The following is a 19,132-nucleotide window of genomic DNA, read 5'->3' as shown; positions in this document are numbered from 1 at the left end:
AACGCTCTCTTGAACCTACAGTTGCTGGAGGTCCTATCTGCCGGGCAGATAACGGAGACGGCGACATGAACGACAACAGCCTGACGGCAAGCGCCCGGGCCTCGACCTGCGATACTGACGGCTTCGTTTTGCCGGGCAATCCGCCGCCGCGGCCGGCCTCCGCGCGGGCAGCTTCCTGCTGCAGGGGTGGCGACACTGCCGTCGCCTCCTGCTGCGGCGGAACGACCGCGACGACGGCATCGTCTTGCTGCCGGCCCCTCGTCCGATGCGGGCGCGGCTGCATGGCGCCGCATCGACTGGCTGCTCTGGGGGTCCGGGGCGATTATCGCGGTCTCCTATCTCGCAGGGTTTTTACTGCCGCATGATGCGCCTTGTCGGCTTGGCGCGGTCGGTGCAGCAGTACCAACCACTGCCAAAGGACGATGAGGCGGCGATCAAGCGCATGAAGGAATTGGCGTCTGAGAACCGACGCTACGGCTATCTGCGCCTGCACGCCATGTTGCGACGCGAAGGCCTGGTCATGAACCACAAGCGCACGTATCGGCTCTACACCGAGCATGAGCGCATCGACAGCGAGACCGAAGCCATACGCAAGCTCATCGAGATGGGGCTGGAGGCCGCGCGGAAAGACAGGGACGCGGGGTAGGGAAGGCGGGTCGTTGCGAGGCTGGGTGACGGCGTGAACGAAGCTCGTGGCGGCAAACAGATGGGCGAAGGCTGGGCGCAGCTGACCGCGCGTGCATCATGCAAAGGTCTTGTCCGGCATGAGGGTTGGAGTGCGGCTGATCCGGCGAAAGATTGCCCGCTCATCACTGCGCAAACCGATGGGATAGCAAGATACCTCGCGCACCGGGGTAAAACCCGGTGATCGATGCGAAGGTGAGCAAGCGGATTTGCGTGCGCTTGATGCCTCGGATCCACGGTCGCAAAAGAGTGGACCGGCAGTGCATCGCTCTCGGTGCCGGAGACAAGAAGGCTGCCGGCAAGTGACCTGCCCCCCGCGAAATCCCTCACCGTGATGTAGAGTCTGCCCAACCTTGAAGGAGCAGACGAATGCGAAAGAGCCGTTTCACCGAGGCGCAGATTATCGGGATGATCAAGGAAAAGGAGGCAGGCATGCCGACGGCGGAGGTATGCCGCCGGCACGGGCTGAGTCCGGCCACGTTCTACAAGCTGAAGTCCAAGTATGGCGGCATGGAGGTGTCCGAGGCTGCCAGGCTGAAGGCGCTGGAGGACGAGAACGCCAAGCTGAAGCGCCTGCTGGCCGATACTATGCTCGACAACGTGGTCCTGAAAGATCTTCTGGGAAAGAGCTGACGGTGAGCCATTGCGCGCCATTGGTCCGAGCGACAATGGCGAACGACCAAGCGGCGAGAGGCAGCTCTCAGAACGATGCGGGATCACGACATCTCGCAGCGCTGCGTTGCCCGGCAGGCGAATTGCGTAGCAATTCTGCCGAGAGGGGGCCTGCCGGCTTGTCGGTGTCGATCCCAAGACGGTCCGGCGCGAACGCCCGTCCACTGACCGGCAGTGCATTGAAAATGCACGAGAGGGGGATTGCCCCGAGGTCCGCAAGGAGATGCAGGAGATCGCCGGCAAGCGGCGTCGGTTCGGCTATCGTCGGATCGGCGTCCTGCTCGAACGCAAGGGCATGATCATGACACTGTCACCCGGCAACACATGCTTGCATGTGTGAGAGGGCACAAGAAGCTGTATCGGCTCTATCGGGAGGAAGGGCTATCGGTGAAGCGACGACGTGGCCGCAAGCGGGCCCGCGGCACACGCACACCGATGCCGGGGGCGGCGCGCCCAAATGCGCGCTGGTCGCTGGACTTTCTGTCGGACAGCTTCGGTGCTTCACGCAAGTTCCGCATCCTGGCGGTGATCGACGATTGCTGCCGCGAAAACCTGTGCCTGATGGCTGACACCAGTATCTCGGGAGCCGTCGCCATTGTCGCTCGGACCAATGGCGCGATCAATGGCGACCGCCCGCGAGCTGGATGCACTGGTGCGGGTCTACGGAAAACCAAGTTGCATCGTCAGTGATAACGGGACGGAGTTCACAAGCCGGGCCATCCTGAGATGGGCCGACCAGAACGATGTGCCGTGGCATTACATCGACCCTGGGAAACCGCAGCAGAACGCCTTTATCGAGTCGTTCAACGGCAGCCTGCGCGACGAGCTGTTGAACGAGAAGATCTTTGACACCTTGGACGATGCCCGGCGAAAGCTGGCGCTATGGCGATATGACTACAACGCCGTCAGGCCGCATTCGTCGCTCGGAAACCAGACGCCACTGCAAGCGCGCCGAGCGCTTGAGCAATTTGAGGGCTCCGCGCCCGGCGCGCTTGCCCAAGCCGAAACCCATGACTATCAAAATCAAACCCGCAGACCCTCGTTATGAACGAGGGACCACCGGGGGGCAGGTCACTTCCAACGGTTATAGAGCGTCTTGTGAGGGCCATAGGCTACCGGCGCATCCCGCCATCGTAAGCCATTGCGATTGATGAAGATAATGCCGCTCAACACGCGCCGGTCATCGACACGTGGTTTGCCGTGGGACTTCGGGAAGAAGGGTTAGAGGCGCGCCATCTGCGCGTCCGTAAGCCAGAAAAGATCAGACATGTTCACCGCTTGGTTTCGACCCGTGAACCACGTCCTTACGCGGAAATCAATGGGTCCTGACCCTAGGCGGGCGGTGACATGTTGCAGGTCAAGCGGCATGGGTTCCTCCATTTGCCATGTGACTGGCCCGAGGTTTCGAGCCAGGGAAGCAAGGACAGAAGGTCGCACCGGAAACGGGAAGTTGGGCAAAATGTGGGTTGGCTCGAAACCTTCCTCAGCGTTTTTCTTATAATACAGTGCATTGTGGAAAGTTGGTGGCAGCCCGTAGGGGAATCGAACCCCTCTTTCCAGGTTGAAAACCTGGCGTCCTAACCGATAGACGAACGGGCCACGCTTGATGTGCGCGGTGTTTAAGAAAACTGTGCCGAGGGTGCAAGGGGATTCTTCGCATCTCGACACGGATTTCTTCGGTCGGTCTTCAGCTCAGTCCGCCCAAGCCGCGTCTTCCAATCTCAGTTGCACGCGGGCCCGTCCGTTCCAGTGGTTGAGTTCGACGCGACCCGCCAGGTGTACGCCGCGGCCCGTGTGCGATTGCAAGACGTCAAGGCCCAGGCGATGCGCGTCAAAGCAGATCGCCTCGAGGCTGCCGGGGCCGCCGTCCGAGAAGGCGAGCTTGAGATGGCCCTCGCCGACCGGGCGGGTCATGCGGATACGCATGGCGGGAAAGGCAAATCTGGGCGCAGGTGCGGCTGCGCCGAACGGTCCGGCCGTTTCGATCTTCTCGATCAGTTCGGGCGATGCGGCGACGGGCATCATGACACCATCGAGGCGCAGATCGCCGGCGCCGCCCCTCCGGGCGCCTTGCTTGTCCAGAAGGGCGCTCAAGCGGTCCATCGCCGGCTCCAACTGTGCGCGGGTCAGGGACAGGCCGGCGGCCATCCTGTGCCCGCCGCCCTTTTCGATCAGGCCTTCGGCGGCAAGACGCTGGATCGAGGCGCCAAGATCCACACCGGACACCGACCGGCCCGATCCCTTGCCCGCGTCGCCCTCGAACCCGATCACGATGGCCGGTCGGTGCGTGTGGTCCTTGAGGCGACTGGCGACAATGCCGACCACGCCGGGGTGCCAGCCATCCTCGGCGGCCCAGACTAGCGGCGCATCGAGGCCGCGGTCCGCGGCCTGGGCCAGCGCGGCCTCGCGCACGCGCGCTTCGATCTCGCGGCGGTCGCTGTTGAGGTCGTCCAGGCGCTTGGCCAAGGCGGCCGCCTCGGTCGGGTCGGCTGTGGACAGCAGGCGCGCGCCCAAATCCGCCTGGCCGATCCGGCCGCCGGCATTCACGCGTGGCCCAAGAACGAAACCGAGGTGATAGGATGTCGGCGGCCGGTCCAGCCGGGCGACATCGGACAGAGCCACAAGGCCGGGCCGTTCCCGGCGCGCCATGACCACCAGCCCCTGGCGGACAAAGGCGCGGTTCACGCCGGTCAGGGGGGCGACATCGGCCACCGTGGCCAGCGCCACGAGATCCAGCATTGCCATCAGGTTGGGGCCTGTCACACCCGACTGGCGCAGACGGCGGTTCAACTCGACCAGCACGAGGAAGACGACAGCGGCAGCACACAGATGCCCCAGATCGCCGGTTTCGTCCTGCCGATTGGGGTTCACCACGGCGACGCAATCGGGCAGATCGGCCGCAGCCAAATGATGGTCCAGCACGATCACATCCGCCCCTGTGGCGGCGGCGATCGGCCCGTGCGACAGCGTTCCGCAATCCACGCAGACGATCAGATCGTGATCGCGGGCCAGCGCCGCCATGGCCGGTGCATTCGGCCCATAACCTTCGTCGATCCGGTCGGGGACATAGAGCGTCGCGCCCAGCCCCATCTCGCGCAGCCAGCCGACCAAAAGGGCGGCCGAGGCCCCTCCATCGACATCGTAATCGGCGAAAATCGCGATCCTTTCGCGTCCGCGCAGCGCGGCCAGCAGCCGCTCGGCCGCTGGGCCCATGTCTTTCAGGATCATCGGATCTGGCAACAGATCCCGCAGGGCAGGGGCGAGGAAGGCCGTGGCCTCCTCGGGGGGGACGCCGCGCCGCGCCAGAACGGCGGCAATCGGCGGCTCCAGCCCAGCCCTCTGGGTCAAGGCGGCGGCAAGGCGCTCTGCCTCGACCCCCGGTCCGACCCAGCGACGCCCGGTCAGCGAGGTTTCGACACCCAGAAACGCGCTCATCGGGCGCTGTCCGGCAGAAGAGGGTTGATCAGCCGGGCATCGGGCCCGATGTCGACAGGCCGCGGTGTGATGGGCGGCCCCATGACAAGGCCATCCGTAGCAATCGGGCGCAGGCAAGATATGGCCGCGCGTGGCGCGGTGTTCGGCCCCCTGACCGGCCTGACGCAGCCAGTTTGCTTGTCGATCACGATCGGTGCGGCCGCCATGCCTCAGCGCTTGGGGTTGCGATACACCATGCGCCGGACGGACCCGGTCTTGGAGCGCATCAGGATCGTCTCGGTCTGCAGATAGGTCGGCTCGCGCCGGATGCCGGGCAGGATCGAGCCATCGGTCACGCCCGTGGCGGCAAAGATCACATCGCTGGTCACCATGTCGTCGCGGGCATAGACGCGGTCGAGGTCGGTGATCCCGGCCTTGGCCGCGCGGCCGCGTTCATCGTCGTTGCGGAACAACAGCCGACCCCACATCTGACCGCCCATGCATTTCAGGGCCGCTGCGGCCAGAACCCCCTCGGGCGCGCCGCCCTGGCCCATATACATGTCGATGCCGGTGATTTCGGCCTCGGCGCAATGGATCACGCCGGCCACGTCGCCGTCGGTGATCAGGCGGATCGCCGCGCCGGTGTCCCGGATCTCGGCGATCATCTCGGCATGGCGGGGGCGTTCCAGCACGCAGACGGTGATGTCCGAGGGGGCGCAGCTGCGCGCCTCGGCAAGGGCGCGCACACGCTCGCCCGGCGACATCTCAAGATTGACCACGCCTTCGGGAAAACCGGGGCCGATCGCCAGCTTGTCCATGTAGACATCGGGCGCGTGCAGCATCGTGCCGCGCGGCCCCATGGCGATCACGGTCAGGGCGTTCGGCATGTCCTTGGCGGTCAGTGTCGTGCCTTCCAGCGGGTCGAGCGCGATATCCACGGCGGGTCCGCGGCCTTCGCCCACCTCTTCCCCGATATAGAGCATCGGCGCCTCGTCACGCTCGCCCTCGCCGATCACGACGACCCCCTGGATCTCCAACTTGTTCAACTGTTCGCGCATGGCGTTCACGGCGGCCTGGTCCGCGGCCTTCTCGTCGCCGCGTCCGACCCAGTCGGCCGAGGCAATGGCCGCGGCCTCGGACACGCGGGCCAGGCCCAGTGACAGCATGCGGTCAGTGAAATCTACGGGATGCGACATGGGAGTTCCTTGCGTGAAAACTGCTTGCCTTCGCACTTACCCGCCGGGGCCCATAGGGGCAAGGATGGGTGCGCTAACGCGCCGGCCTCAGACCACCGGTGCGCAGCAGCATCTGCAACAGCAGCCCGATCATCAGCCCATTCAGGGCGTGCCACAGGAAATGCGTGCCAAGCGGCACCGCATCGCACAGGTCGCGATCGATCGTGCGCAACACGAGCGACAGGACAAACACCGCCGTGGCCGCCAACAGCCACGGCGCTGCCGGATGGGTCCAGCGCCATGTCAGGAAGGCAAAGGTCGCCAGCGCCAGCAGGGCCGGGGCGTATTGGGCCGAGCCGTTCAACGGGTCCGGTCCCGCAGGCGCGGCGCTGCCCTCGCCCATGGCCAGACGCGCGATCAGCACGGCACCCACAACGACGGCCAGCGAGACACCGGCCACCCGCGCCGGCGTCATGCCGCCGATATAGCGCATCCCGGCCAGAACGAAGGTCGCGACGAATGTCCAGATCGGCACGACATCGGCCAGCGCGGACCACGTGTTGGCAAAGGTGTGAAACAGGAAGGATCCGATCCCGATCAAACCGGCCAGCACGATCAGCAGCCAGGCCACCCAATGCGTCACCCCCAACCGCCGCGCGGTCAGGCCGCCCCAGATCGCGGCGGCGATAAAGGCGAGGTTCGACCACGCATTCCAGGGCTCGGCCCAAAAGGCTGTGCCGACCCGTTCACAATAGATGTCGACGGGGGCCAGCCAGTCCATCGGGTTACAGGTCCACGATGCGCAGGGCGACCGGATCGCCCACCATCACGCCCGTCCCGGGCAAGGCCGACAGGGCGGCATCCAGATCGCCGCGCGTCGTCTTGTGGGTGACGATCAGGACCGGGGCATTCTCGCCGGAATGGTCGTATTGGCGCATCCGGTCAATCGAAATGCCGCTGTCTCCAAGGACCGTGGCCACCTTGGCCAGCGCACCGGGTTTGTCCAGCAATTCCATGCGCAGATAATAGCTTTCGGGGGCTTCGGCCATTGCGGCGGGCGCGTGTTTCAGGCTGCTGGCCGGCTGGCCAAAGACGGGCAGGATGATGCCGCGCGCGATATCGCACACATCGCCCATTACGGCACTGGCCGTGGGGCCTTCGCCCGCGCCGGGGCCGCGCAGGACGATCTGCTCGACGGCGTCGCCCTCGATCACGACCATGTTCGTGCCGCCCTGAAGCTGACCCAGGGGCGAGCTTGCGGGGACGAGGCACGGGGTCATGCGCTGTTCCAACCCGCGCCCGGTCATCTGCGCCACGCCCAGAAGCTTGATCTTGTAGCCCAGATCGCCCGCCTGTCGGATATCGTCGATCGAGATGCGCCCGATCCCCTCGAGCGTCATGTCGTCAAAGGCCACCTGCGTGCCAAAGGCGATCGAGGCCAGGATCGACAGCTTGTGACCGGCGTCGATGCCGCCCACGTCCAGTTCGGGGTCGGCCTCGAGATAGCCAAGACCGTCGGCTTCGGCGAAAGCCTCGTCATAGCTCAGGCCCGCCAGTTCCATCCGGGTCAGGATGTAGTTGCAGGTGCCGTTCATCACGCCCATCACGCGGGTGATCGCGTTGCCTGCAAGCCCCTCGTGCAGGGCCTTGATGACCGGGATGCCGCCGGCCACGGCGGCCTCGTAGCGCAGGGCCAGGCCGGCCTCCTCGGCGGCGAGGGCCAGTGCCTGCCCATGATGGGCCAGCATGGCCTTGTTGGCGGTCACGACATGCTTGCCGGCGGCCAATGCGGCCTCGGTCGCGGCCTTGGCCGGGCCGTCGGACCCGCCCATCAATTCGATGAACACATCCACATCCGCACGACGCGCCAGCGCGACGGGGTCGTCTTCCCAGGCATAGGGGTTCAACGAAACACCGCGATCCTTGTCGCGGGAACGGGCCGAGACGGCCGTGACCTTGATCGGGCGGCCGCAGCGGGCGGCCAGAAGATCGGCCTGACGCTGGACGATTTTCACGACACCGGCGCCCACGGTGCCAAGCCCCGCGATGCCAAGGCGGATAGGGTCGGTCATTGGGGGCTCTCCGAAAAACTGTTTGGCGTGGTCCCGCATCTGTTAGCCGCTTCGCAGACGGGGTTCAACGCGCGGGTTGCGCCCGATCAGGAGATCGACATGCGGCGCAATTGCGCGGCGCGGCGGCGCAGATCGGCGGCGCGGGCCTCGAGGCTCTGACCCTCTGCGGCGGCGCGACGTGGCAGCAGCGCGTCGACCTGCGCCAGCAGCGGGCCAAGGGGCACAAGCGTGGGGTAGGGAGCATCGCGCGAGGTCTGCGTGATACGCTGGTCGAGATCGGGCATGCCGCTGGAGCAGGCCGCAAGGGCCAGCGCAGAAATCAGGGCAAGGGTCGAACGCAAGCGCATGGCTCACACGTAACCCCAAGCGACCGGCCAAGTCCAGCGCGCAGCGGCGCGGCGCACCCGTCGGCGTGGTTGAATTGAACGTGCGTTCAGATAATCATGGGTGCATGGCACGAAAACAGGGCTCTCACGCCGACATAACCGGCCCCAAGGTGCGCGCTGCGGCGCTGCGCCTGTTTGCACGCCACGGCTTCGCGGCCGTGTCCATGCGCCAGATCGCGGCCGAGGTCGGCGTGCAGGCGGGGGCGCTGTATCTGTACACGCCCGACAAGCAGGCGCTGCTGTTCGAACTGATGCGCGACCATCTGGAGGAATTGCTGGCCGACTGGCGCGCGCCCGATGCCGCCCCGGTGGCGCAGCTCGAGGATTTCGTGCGCCACCACATCCGGTTTCACCTCGACCGCCCCGAGTTGGTGTTCATCGCCTATATGGAATTGCGTAATCTCACGCCCGAAAATTTCGCGGTGATCGAAGGGTTGCGCCGGGATTACGAGGACCGGCTCGAGGCGATCCTGCGCGCAGGTCAACAGGCCGGGGATTTCGCGGTGCCCGATACCAAGCTGGCCACGATGGCGCTGATCGCCATGCTGACGGGTGTCACCACCTGGTATCGCGAGGGCGGCCGTCTGGACCGCGCGGCGGTTGCGGGCATCTACTGGGACATGGTGCGCAAGGCGGTGGCCGCCTGAGACAATGATGCGGCTTGGCGGATGATCGCCCGTTCGCTACGCCAAACGCATGATTGTGCCTTTGTTTTTGCTTGTCTTGTCCTTGGCTGGCCTCGCCGCCGCGCTCGTTTTGCCGGGGTTGTCCGACCTTGTTCTGATCACGGGCCCGTCTGCCTTGGCAAGCCTGTTCCTGTTGCTGCGGGGCTGGGGCGTGCGCCGCCGCCCGGGGGGCGCTGGCAAGGCGGGCTACATCGTCATCGACGGCTCGAACGTCATGCATTGGGCGGATGGAACGCCGCGCCTTGACCCGGTGCAAGAGGTCGTCCGTCATCTCGAGCGCCGCGGCTTCACGCCGGGTGTCGTTTTCGACGCCAATGCCGGCTACCTGCTGTCCGGCCGCTACCAGCATGACCACGCGTTTGAAAAGCTGCTCGGCCTGCCGCGTGATCGGGTCATGGTGGTGGATAAGGGCACGCCGGCGGACCCCACGATCTTGCGGGCGGCGTCGGACATGACCGCCCGTGTCGTGTCGAACGACCGCTACAGGGATTGGGCCGCAGAGTTCCCGCAGATCCGGCAGCCCGGTTTCCTTGTGCGGGGCGGTTATTCCGGCGGGCAGCTTTGGCTCGATCTCGACCCGCCCGATGGCGGGGCGTCTGGGGGCAAGCGCCGGGCCTGAGGCGGGCCGTCAGGCGCCGCCGGGCACCGCCCCGCGGCGCCTCTCGCGCGGGAAGGGGACGAGACGCTGCTGTTCCTCGTCCCACAGCTTCAATGTGAATGACCGCAGCGCCTCGGCCCAGCCGATGGTCTGTACCTCGTATTTCCGGCGCAGTGCGCGGTGACAGGCGCGCAGGCGATAGCTGGGGATGTTGGCGTTGAAATGGTGGATGTCGTGATAGGTGATGTTGGCGACCGCCAGGTCGAACCACCAGCCCAGATCCAGCGCCGACGACCCCTGCAAGGCCGCGCGCGCCGGGTTGAGGTCGGGTTTGCGATCCCACCACGTATCCTCGAAATTGTGCTGCAAATACACCAGGAACACCCCGAGGCATCCGGCGACAAAGACCGTCCCGGCATAGATCGCCAGCGCGGGCCATCCGCCCAGCCCCCACAGCAGACCGACCCAGCCCACAAGGCCCAGGTTGTGCAGCAGCACGCCCGCCGCATCGATCCGCCCGGCGTTCTTGGGCCAGCGATAGGCCAGCACATAGGTGAACAGCCCGCCGATCGGGATCATGATGAAGGGATTGCGGTAGAGCCGATAGTAAAGCCGCCGCCACGGGCCGGCCGCCTGCCACTCGCGCAGGGTCAGCGTCAGAATCTCGGTCGTATCGCGTTCATCCAGATTGCCCAGATGGGAATGGTGCTGATTGTGGTTATGCTTCATCACCCGATAGGGGGTCAGGGTGAAGATCGACAGCACGTGCCCGGCCAGGTCGTTGGCCCGCGTCGAGGTGAAGAGCGATCCGTGCCCGCAATCATGCTGCAGGACGTATAGGCGCACCCCGGCAAAGGCATTCACCACCACCAAAGCGGCCACCAGCCACCAGCTTGGCCAGGCTGCCACCGCTGCCCAAAGCGTCAGGAAATACACAATGAAAGTGCCGAAATAGCTGAGGCTCGCGATACGGTCGTCGCGGGCCGTCCAGTCGCGCACAAAGGCGCGGATCTCGCGCTCGGCCTCCTGTCGGTACTCGGGCGTGATCTGCGGGCGGGTGGGCGAAGCAGCGTGCATATGTCCGGTCTCGGTCCAAGATCAGGTCATCGCGGGGCGCAGGACCCAACCTCCCTCACCTGGGCCCACCCCTGTCCGACGAAAATGCCATGGCTTTGTAACACCTGCAAGAAATCGCCGCCCGACGCAGCGGCGTGGGCGGCGATTTGCGCGTTCGCAATCGGGCGACCGGGGCGTTGCCCTCCAACTCGGGATCAGAGGTTGGGGTAGATCGGGAACCGACCGCAAAGCTCGAGGACCTCGGCTTTCACCTTGTCTTCGACGGTGGCATTGCCGTCTTCACCGTTCGCGGCCAGGCCGTCGACCACCTCGGTGATCCAGGTGCCGATCTGGCGGAACTCGGCCTCGGTGAAGCCGCGGGTGGTGCCCGCCGGGCTGCCCAGACGGATGCCGCTGGTGATCATCGGCTTTTCCGTGTCAAAGGGGATGCCGTTCTTGTTGCAGGTGATGTGCGCGCGCCCCAACGCCTTTTCGGTGGCGTTGCCCTTGACGCCCTTGGGGCGCAGATCGACCAGCATCAGATGCGTGTCGGTGCCGCCGGTGACGATATCCAGACCGCCCTGCATCAGCTGATCGGCCAGCGCCTGCGCGTTCTTGATGACCTGCGTCTGGTAATCCTTGAACTCGGGGCGCAATGCCTCGCCAAAGGCCACGGCCTTGCCCGCGATCACATGCATCAGCGGCCCGCCCTGAATGCCGGGGAAGATGGCCGAGTTGACCTTTTTCGCGATGGTCTCGTCATCGGTCAGGATCATGCCGCCACGCGGCCCGCGCAGCGTCTTGTGCGTCGTGGTCGTGGCGACATGCGCGTGCGGGAAGGGCGAGGGGTAGTGTTCCGACGCCACGAGGCCCGCGAAATGCGCCATGTCCACCAGCAGATAGGCCCCCACCGAGTCGGCAATCTCGCGCATGCGGGCAAAATCGATGATCCGCGGAATGGCCGAGCCGCCGGCGATGATCATCTTGGGCTGATGCTCGGCCGCAAGGGCCGCGATCTGGTCATAGTCGATTTCCAGATCGCTTTCGCGCACACCGTACTGGATGGCGTTGAACCACTTGCCCGACTGGTTGGGCTTGGCGCCATGGGTCAGGTGCCCGCCCGCATCGAGCGACATGCCGAGGATCGTATCGCCCGGTTGCAGCAGCGCCGTGAACACGCCCTGATTGGCCTGCGACCCCGAGTTCGGCTGCACATTGGCGAAACCGCAGTTGAACAGATGTTTCGCCCGCTCGATGGCGAGGTTCTCGGCAATATCGACGAATTGGCACCCGCCATAGTAGCGGCGCCCCGGATACCCCTCGGCATACTTGTTCGTCATGACCGATCCCTGCGCCTCCATGACGGCGGCAGAGGTGATGTTCTCGCTGGCGATCAGTTCGATCTCGTCACGCTGGCGGCCCAGTTCCTTGCGGATGGCGTCGAAGATCTCGGCGTCGCGGGTTTCGAGGCTTTCGGTGAAAAAGCCTTCGTCACGGTGAGAGGCGTTCATTGGCGTCCTCCTTTCGAGGGGTGGCAGCGGAGCCATGCCGGCGGGCACGACCGGTTGCCCGTTGGTTTAGGGCATGGGACTGGCACGGGGAAGGGTGGAAAGCGGCGATAAATGACGCGGGGGCGGCAGATCGTGGGGCAAACCGCCGCGCGCGCCTGCGATGCGGGCCCAATGCGGGATTGAGTTTCGGGGGCGCGCGCGCGATGGTCGCCGCCAAACCGGCCCCGCTGGGCCGCAACCCGGAGGTGGCCATGCCCGCGGCCCGCAATATCGCCTTCCTGGCCTCGGACACCGCCCTCGCGCAGGAGGCCAAGCGCCGGCTCGAGGCGTTCTACGGCAGTTTTCCCCCGGAAGACGCCGACGTGATCGTGGCGCTGGGTGGCGATGGTTTCATGCTCGCCACGCTGCACGCGACACAGAACATCGAGGCCCCGGTCTATGGCATGACCGCGGCACGGTCGGGTTCCTGATGAACGAATACCGCGAAGAGGCCTTGATCGACCGGCTCGAGGCGGCAGAGGAAGAGGTCATCAACCCGCTGCACATGAGCGCCATCGCGACGAACGGCACCAAACACGAAGCGCTGGCCATAAACGAGGTCAGCCTTCTGCGCGCCGGTCCGCAGGCGGCCAAGCTCAAGATCTACGTGGACGGGCGGTTGCGGATGGAGGAACTGGTCTGCGATGGCGCGATTGTCTGCACGCCCGCCGGCTCGACCGCCTACAACTATTCGGCCCATGGCCCGATCCTGCCCATCGGGTCCGATGTGCTGGCGGTGACGGCGGTCGCGGCCTTTCGGCCGCGGCGCTGGCGCGGCGCCCTCTTGCCCAAAAGTGCGGTGGTGCGGATCGAGGTTCTGGACGCCGACAAGCGCCCGGTCATGGCGGATGCCGACAGCCGGGCGGTCAGCAATGTCACCTCGGTCGAGATCCGGTCCGAACCCGAGGTCGCGCATCGCATCCTGTTCGATCCGGGCCATGGCTTGGAAGAGCGCCTGATCCGCGAGCAATTCGCCTGAGCGCCGGGGGCCGCTGGCGCAGCGATCAGAGATAGTTTAGGGCTAAACTATCCAGACGGGGAGGGACCTGATGAGCGACGAGAAACACGAAAGCCTGCGGTCGGCGGCGTTGTTCTATCACGAGCATCCAAGCCCCGGAAAGCTTGAGGTGCGGGCCACGAAACCGCTGGCGAACGGGCGCGACCTGAGCCGCGCCTACAGCCCCGGCGTCGCCGAGGCCAGCCTTGAAATCAAGGCTGATCCGGCCAATGCCGCCCGGTACACATCGCGCGGCAATCTCGTCGCCGTCGTCTCGAACGGCAGCGCCGTGCTGGGCCTTGGCAATATCGGGGCGCTGGGCTCGAAACCGGTTATGGAGGGCAAGGCCGTCCTCTTCAAGAAATTCGCGAATATCGATTGTTTCGATCTCGAGATCGACGAAAGCGACCCCGAAAAGCTGGCCGATATCGTCTGCGCGCTGGAGCCGACCTTTGGCGCCATCAACCTCGAGGACATCAAGGCGCCCGATTGTTTCACCGTTGAACGGTTGTGCCGCGAGCGGATGAACATTCCCGTTTTTCATGACGACCAGCATGGCACCGCCATCGTGGTCGGTGCGGCGGCCACGAATGCGCTGCGCGTCGTGGGCAAGAGATTCGAGGATATCAAGCTGGTCTCAACCGGGGGCGGGGCCGCGGGGATTGCCTGCCTCAACATGCTGCTCAAGCTGGGCCTGAAGCGCGAGAATGTCTGGCTCTGCGACATTGACGGGCTGGTCTATCAGGGGCGCGAGGTCGGCATGACGCCGCAAAAGGCGGAATACGCCCAGGGCACCGCGCCCAAGACGCTGGACGAGGTGATCGACGGCGCGGACATGTTCCTCGGGCTTTCGGGGCCGGGTGTCCTGACCCCCGAGATGGTCGCGAAAATGGCCGATCGCCCCGTCATCTTCGCCTTGGCCAACCCCACGCCCGAGATCCTGCCGGACGCCGTACGCTCGGTCGCGCCCGAGGCCGTGATCGCCACCGGGCGCAGTGATTTCCCGAACCAGGTGAACAATGTCCTGTGCTTCCCCTTCATCTTTCGCGGTGCGCTGGACGTCGGCGCGACCGAGATCAACGACGAGATGCAGATCGCCTGCATCAAAGGGATCGCGGCCTTGGCGCGGGCCACCACCAGCGCCGAGGCCGCCGCGGCCTATGTGGGCGAGCAGATGAATTTCGGCCCCGATTACCTGATCCCAAAACCGTTCGATCCGCGCCTGATCGCCGTGGTCGCCGGCGCCGTGGCCGAGGCCGCCATGGCATCGGGTGTCGCGACGCGCCCGCTCGACGATCTGGCGGCCTATCGCGACCGGCTGAACCAATCGGTCTTCCGGTCGGCCCTGATCATGCGCCCGGTGTTCGAGGCCGCCTCGGGCACCACGCGCCGCATCGTCTTTGCCGAGGGCGAGGACGAGCGCGTCTTGCGGGCCGCGCAGGCCATGCTGGAGGAAACCACCGACAAGCCGATCCTAATCGGCCGCCCCGAGGCGATCGACCTGCGCATCGAGCGGGCGGGCCTGACCGTGAAGCCGGGGGGCGATTTCGAACTGGTGAACCCGGAAAACGACCCCCGATACCGCGACTATTGGGGCACGTATCACGAGGTCATGCAGCGCCGGGGTGTCACGCCGGATCTCGCGCGGGCGATCATGCGCACCAACACCACCGCCATCGGCGCGGTCATGGTCCATCGCGACGAGGCCGACTCGATGATCTGCGGGACCTTCGGCCAATATCTGTGGCACCTGAACTATGTCAGGCAACTGCTTGAAACCCCTGAGCTGACGCCGGTTGGCGCGCTCAGCTTGATGATCCTCGAAGACGGTCCTCTCTTCGTGGGCGACACGCAGGTGCATCCGGTGCCCAGCCCCGAGCAGATCGCCGAAACGGTGATCGCCACCGCGCGCCACATCAACCGGTTCGGGATCGTGCCGCAAATCGCCCTGTGCTCGGGCAGCCAGTTCGGAAACCTCGACAGCGACAGTGGCCGGCGGATGCGCGCGGCGTTGGACATCCTCGATTCCGAACCGCGCGCTTTCGTGTACGAGGGCGAAATGCATGTCGACAGCGCCCTCGACCCCGAGCTGAGGGGCCGTGTCTTTCCGCATTCGCGCCTGCAGGGGGCGGCCAACGCGCTCATCTTCGCCTCGACCGATGCGGCGGGCGCCACGCGCAACACGCTCAAGGCCAAGGCCGGCGGCCTCGAGGTTGGCCCGATCCTGATGGGGATGGGCAATCGCGCCCATATCGTGACCCCGTCGATCACCGCGCGCGGATTGCTCAATATCTCGGCCCTGGCCGGCACGCCCGTGGCCCATTACGGCTAGGGGGCATCCAGGGCGGCGCGCCGGACGTGCAAAAATGCAACGCATATGTGCCAGTTTTTTGTGCGACGCGAGGTTGGCACTGTCTTTCGAGGTCGGCTGGATTTATCCAGTGCGTGACTAGGAAAATGGCACCAATTAAGGCGTTCCGACCTCCTGTCAACAGCGTACCTTGGGGTGGAGACACATACATGACTTATACTCGCAAAATCTTCGGTGCCGCGACAGCCATCGCGACGATCGCCATCGCCGGTCAGGCAATCGCAGGCGGCACGGTGCCCGCCCCCGCGCCTGCCCCCGTTCCGGTTCCGGCCCCGGTCGTGGACGATTTCTGGACCGGCTTCTACGTCGGTGGTGCCCTCGGCATGGGCAGCAGCAACTACGACATCTTCGCGGATATCGACATTCCGCAGACCATCAACGGGTCGATCGACCTGCCCGACCTTGGCGGTCAGGGCGCGCTGGCGGACATCCATATCGGGTACAGCCACCAGATGAGCAGCCTCGTTCTGGGGGCCGCGCTGGATGCGACCTTCTCGAACATCGTGAATGACACCAGCGTGACCGGCGAGCTCGTCGGCACCGGATCGGCCGATTTCGATTACGAATTGTCGCCGTCGGAAATGTACAGCTTGACGCTGCGTGGCGGCTATCTCGTGAACCCCGACACCCAAGTCTATGCCCTGGTTGGTTACACCCACGGGACCTTCACCGGCGAGGCTGATCTCACCGTGCGGGACGCCGGCGGCACCACCATCATCAACGAGTCGGGCGACTACAGCTTCGATCTGGCCGGCATGAGCTTTGGTGGCGGCATCGAGACGCGCCTGTCCGATAACATCTCGTTGGGCCTCGAGTACCGCTACACCGCCTTCGAGGACTACGATTTCATCGATGCCCCGGGCCTGAACGTCGGGTTCGAGACCGATGTCCAGACCGCGCGCATGGTGGTCAACTACCGCTTCTGAGCGGGTCTGGAACAGCCAGACAAGAAAAGGGGCGCGACGATGGTCGCGCCCCTTTTTTCATGTCTCGGTGAGGGTTCGGACCATCCGCCATCGCGGCAGCCCGAGATCGCTCAGCCTCGGGGCGCACGCTGTCGCGCGCGCAAGACTTGCGCTCAGCCCAGGGTAATCCGAACCAGCGTGATGAACATCAGCGCCGTGGCGGCAAGCCCGACGAAAATCAGCGCCGGGTAGCCGAACAGAAACACCGCCGAAGCGACCGCGGCAACGATCCCGAGGATCGCGGCAAAGGCGTTGTCGACGGGGCCGTCCACGACCTCGCGGGCCATGCGGCCGATGATCGGCAGACGGTAGGTGACGTGGCGGGTGATCCACCGCTGCTGCGGTGCGTCGGGCATCGTTGTCATGGTCAATCTCCTGTTCACTCCGCGTTTTGTATACGATCGCACACAAAAAGCGAGGGGCGGGGTGTCGCACTGCGACGATAAGGCTGGTGTCCCGCCGTATACGTTAGCGCTCGCAATGCCGATTGGGGTCTCGTCATTGCGCAAACCGCCAATTAAACGATAGGAAATTACCATCCCGGAGGAGGAGTGACAGCATCATGACCTATGGCGACCTTTACGAATCCGCCAAGCGCGACCCCGACGCCTTCTGGATGGAGGCAGCCAAGGGAATCGATTGGGATGTGCAGCCCTCCAAGGCCCTCTTCGACGAGAACGCGCCGCTCTACGAGTGGTATGCAGACGGCAAGCTGAACGCCTGCTGGAATGCCGTTGACCGCCATGTCGAGGCCGGCCATGGCGACCGCACCGCCATCATCTACGACAGCCCCGTCACCCATACCAAGCGCGAGATCACCTTTGTCGAGCTGCGCAACCGTGTCGCGACCCTGGCCGGCGCGCTGCGCGCCAAGGGCGTCGGGAAAGGCGACCGCGTCATCATCTACATGCCGATGATCCCCGAGGCGCTCGAGGCGATGCTGGCCTGCGCCCGGCTCGGCGCCGTCCACTCGGTCGTTTTCGGCGGGTTTGCATCGCACGAGTTGGCGGTGCGGATCGACGATTGCACCCCGAAATGCATCATCGCCGCGTCTTGCGGGATCGAGCCGGGGCGCGTCGTTCACTACAAGCCGCTGCTCGACGGCGCGCTGGACCAGGCGACCCACCAGCCCGATTTCTGCGTCATCTACCAGCGCGAGCAGGAGGTGGCCCATCTCGAAGAGGGCCGTGACGTCAACTGGCACGGGTTTCAGTACGGGGTCGAGCCGGCCGATTGCGTCCCGGTCGAGGGCAACCACCCCCTGTACATTCTTTACACGTCGGGAACGACTGGCCAGCCCAAGGGCGTGGTACGCCACACAGGCGGCCATTCGGTTGCGCTCAACTGGACGATGAAGAACCTCTACGACATGAACCCGGGCGAGGTGTTCTGGGCCGCTTCGGATGTCGGCTGGGTCGTCGGGCACAGCTATATCTGCTACGGGCCGCTGACCTATGGATGCACGACGGTGGTGTTCGAGGGCAAGCCGGTGGGCACCCCGGATGCCGGCACCTTCTGGCGCGTGATCCGCGACCACAAGGTGAAATGCCTGTTCACGGCCCCCACGGCGTTTCGCGCGATCAAGCGCGACGATCCCACCGGCAGCCTCGTGGGGGACTATGATCTGTCCAGCCTCAAATCGCTGTTTCTGGCCGGCGAGCGCGCCGACCCCGACACGATCGAATGGGCGCAGGACAAGCTGGGCGTGCCGGTGATCGACCATTGGTGGCAGACGGAAACGGGCTGGGCCATCGCCGGCAATCCGCTCGGGGTCGAGGCGCTGCCGGTCAAGATCGGCTCTCCCTCGGTGGCGATGCCGGGCTATGACGTGCAGATCCTGGACGAGGGCGGCCACCCGATGAAGACGGGCGAGTTGGGTGCCATCGCGGTCAAGCTGCCGCTGCCCCCCGGAACACTGCCAACCCTGTGGCAGGCCGAGGACCGGTTTCACGCGTCCTACCTCACCCATTTCCCCGGCTATTACGAGACGGGCGATGCCGGCATGATCGACGAGGACGGGTACCTCTACATCATGGCGCGGACCGATGACGTCATTAACGTGGCCGGTCACCGTCTGTCGACCGGCGCCATGGAGGAGGTTCTGGCCGCCCATGCAGATGTGGCCGAATGCGCCGTCATCGGGGTCGCCGATGCCCTCAAGGGGCAGTTGCCCATGGGCTTCCTGTGCCTGAACAAGGGGGCCGAGACCGCGCCCGAGCAGGTGGTCAAGGACTGCGTCAAGATGGTGCGGGATCAGATTGGCCCGGTCGCGGCCTTCAAGCTGGCCGTGGTGGTCGACCGTCTGCCCAAGACCCGCTCGGGCAAGATCCTGCGCGGCACGATGGTCAAGATCGCCGATGGGCAAGAATTCAAGATGCCCGCCACGATCGACGATCCCGCAATCCTCGATGAAATCGCCGAGGCCGTGAAGCCCTTGGGCTACGGCGCGTAGATCGTCGCCCATGGGTGCCCCGGTCGCAGGCCGGGGCGCATGCGCTCATGGCCC

14 protein-coding genes, 1 tRNA gene and 3 pseudogenes are annotated in these 19,132 nt (G+C 65.3%); 8 read left to right on the top strand and 10 right to left on the bottom strand.

Annotated elements, in window-relative coordinates; translation table 11 throughout:
* The first annotated feature begins 361 nt into the window (after nucleotides 1-361).
* Both ROSELON_RS19270 and ROSELON_RS17060 read left to right on the top strand, forming a co-directional pair.
* Entirely contained in the window at nucleotides 362-646 is a 285-nt protein-coding gene (locus tag ROSELON_RS19270; protein ID WP_198020775.1) for an IS3 family transposase, read from the top strand.
* A gap of 407 nt (nucleotides 647-1,053) precedes the next feature.
* A pseudogene (locus ROSELON_RS17060) lies at nucleotides 1,054-2,404 on the top strand (IS3 family transposase).
* Between the two features lie 26 nt (nucleotides 2,405-2,430).
* On the opposite strand, the pseudogene ROSELON_RS17975 reads toward ROSELON_RS17060, so the two are convergent.
* The 7 genes and pseudogenes from ROSELON_RS17975 to ROSELON_RS17025 all read right to left on the bottom strand — a co-directional run.
* Nucleotides 2,431-2,625 (bottom strand): annotated as a pseudogene (locus ROSELON_RS17975) (transposase); the annotation flags it as partial.
* A gap of 255 nt (nucleotides 2,626-2,880) precedes the next feature.
* Nucleotides 2,881-2,955: transfer RNA gene (locus ROSELON_RS17055), tRNA-Glu, on the bottom strand.
* A gap of 93 nt (nucleotides 2,956-3,048) precedes the next feature.
* Nucleotides 3,049-4,791, bottom strand: coding sequence for a single-stranded-DNA-specific exonuclease RecJ (gene recJ / locus ROSELON_RS17050; RefSeq protein ID WP_025313494.1), 1,743 nt, complete (start codon nucleotides 4,789-4,791; stop codon nucleotides 3,049-3,051).
* Between the two features lie 209 nt (nucleotides 4,792-5,000).
* Nucleotides 5,001-5,966 (bottom strand): class II fructose-bisphosphatase, encoded by a 966-nt coding sequence (gene glpX / locus ROSELON_RS17040; protein ID WP_025313492.1) that lies wholly within the window; start codon nucleotides 5,964-5,966, stop codon nucleotides 5,001-5,003.
* 73 nt (nucleotides 5,967-6,039) lie between these two features.
* Nucleotides 6,040-6,726: a ceramidase domain-containing protein gene (locus ROSELON_RS17035; protein WP_025313491.1), complete on the bottom strand. Its 687-nt coding sequence runs from the start codon at nucleotides 6,724-6,726 to the stop codon at nucleotides 6,040-6,042.
* Between the two features lie 4 nt (nucleotides 6,727-6,730).
* On the bottom strand, nucleotides 6,731-8,017 hold the full coding sequence (locus ROSELON_RS17030) for a homoserine dehydrogenase (protein WP_025313490.1): 1,287 nt from the start codon (nucleotides 8,015-8,017) through the stop codon (nucleotides 6,731-6,733).
* Nucleotides 8,018-8,103: 86 nt separating this feature from the next.
* On the bottom strand, nucleotides 8,104-8,364 hold the full coding sequence (locus tag ROSELON_RS17025) for a hypothetical protein (RefSeq protein ID WP_025313489.1): 261 nt from the start codon (nucleotides 8,362-8,364) through the stop codon (nucleotides 8,104-8,106).
* Nucleotides 8,365-8,468: 104 nt separating this feature from the next.
* Here ROSELON_RS17025 and ROSELON_RS17020 point away from each other — a divergent pair, with 104 nt between their 5' ends.
* On the top strand, nucleotides 8,469-9,050 hold the full coding sequence (locus ROSELON_RS17020) for a TetR/AcrR family transcriptional regulator (RefSeq protein WP_025313488.1): 582 nt from the start codon (nucleotides 8,469-8,471) through the stop codon (nucleotides 9,048-9,050).
* Between the two features lie 82 nt (nucleotides 9,051-9,132).
* Nucleotides 9,133-9,708, top strand: a complete 576-nt coding sequence (locus tag ROSELON_RS17015; RefSeq protein WP_342665308.1) for an NYN domain-containing protein — start codon at nucleotides 9,133-9,135, stop codon at nucleotides 9,706-9,708.
* A 9-nt stretch (nucleotides 9,709-9,717) separates the two neighbouring features.
* On the opposite strand, the gene ROSELON_RS17010 is transcribed toward ROSELON_RS17015, so the two are convergent.
* Nucleotides 9,718-10,764, bottom strand: a complete 1,047-nt coding sequence (locus ROSELON_RS17010) for a fatty acid desaturase (protein WP_025313486.1) — start codon at nucleotides 10,762-10,764, stop codon at nucleotides 9,718-9,720.
* Between the two features lie 194 nt (nucleotides 10,765-10,958).
* Nucleotides 10,959-12,254, bottom strand: a complete 1,296-nt coding sequence (gene glyA, locus ROSELON_RS17005; protein ID WP_025313485.1) for a serine hydroxymethyltransferase — start codon at nucleotides 12,252-12,254, stop codon at nucleotides 10,959-10,961.
* A gap of 251 nt (nucleotides 12,255-12,505) precedes the next feature.
* Here glyA and ROSELON_RS17000 point away from each other — a divergent pair.
* The 3 genes and pseudogenes from ROSELON_RS17000 (at nucleotide 12,506) to ROSELON_RS16990 (ending at nucleotide 16,587) form a co-directional block, all read left to right on the top strand.
* Nucleotides 12,506-13,272, top strand: a pseudogene (locus ROSELON_RS17000) (NAD kinase).
* A 70-nt stretch (nucleotides 13,273-13,342) separates the two neighbouring features.
* Nucleotides 13,343-15,622: an NADP-dependent malic enzyme gene (locus tag ROSELON_RS16995; protein ID WP_025313484.1), complete on the top strand. Its 2,280-nt coding sequence runs from the start codon at nucleotides 13,343-13,345 to the stop codon at nucleotides 15,620-15,622.
* 188 nt (nucleotides 15,623-15,810) lie between these two features.
* Nucleotides 15,811-16,587, top strand: a complete 777-nt coding sequence (locus ROSELON_RS16990; protein WP_025313483.1) for an outer membrane protein — start codon at nucleotides 15,811-15,813, stop codon at nucleotides 16,585-16,587.
* Between the two features lie 152 nt (nucleotides 16,588-16,739).
* On the opposite strand, the gene ROSELON_RS16985 is transcribed toward ROSELON_RS16990, so the two are convergent.
* Nucleotides 16,740-16,991: a hypothetical protein gene (locus ROSELON_RS16985; protein ID WP_156945979.1), complete on the bottom strand. Its 252-nt coding sequence runs from the start codon at nucleotides 16,989-16,991 to the stop codon at nucleotides 16,740-16,742.
* Nucleotides 16,992-17,188: 197 nt separating this feature from the next.
* Here ROSELON_RS16985 and prpE point away from each other — a divergent pair, with 197 nt between their 5' ends.
* Nucleotides 17,189-19,078 carry a propionate-CoA ligase PrpE gene (prpE, locus tag ROSELON_RS16980; RefSeq protein ID WP_025313481.1) on the top strand — a complete coding sequence of 630 codons (1,890 nt, stop codon included), beginning with the start codon at nucleotides 17,189-17,191 and terminating at the stop codon, nucleotides 19,076-19,078.
* Nucleotides 19,079-19,132 lie beyond the last annotated feature (54 nt).

This window comes from Roseibacterium elongatum DSM 19469 (assembly GCF_000590925.1).
GTDB lineage: Bacteria > Pseudomonadota > Alphaproteobacteria > Rhodobacterales > Rhodobacteraceae > Roseibacterium > Roseibacterium elongatum.
This window is presented reverse-complemented; position numbering and strand designations above follow the sequence as displayed.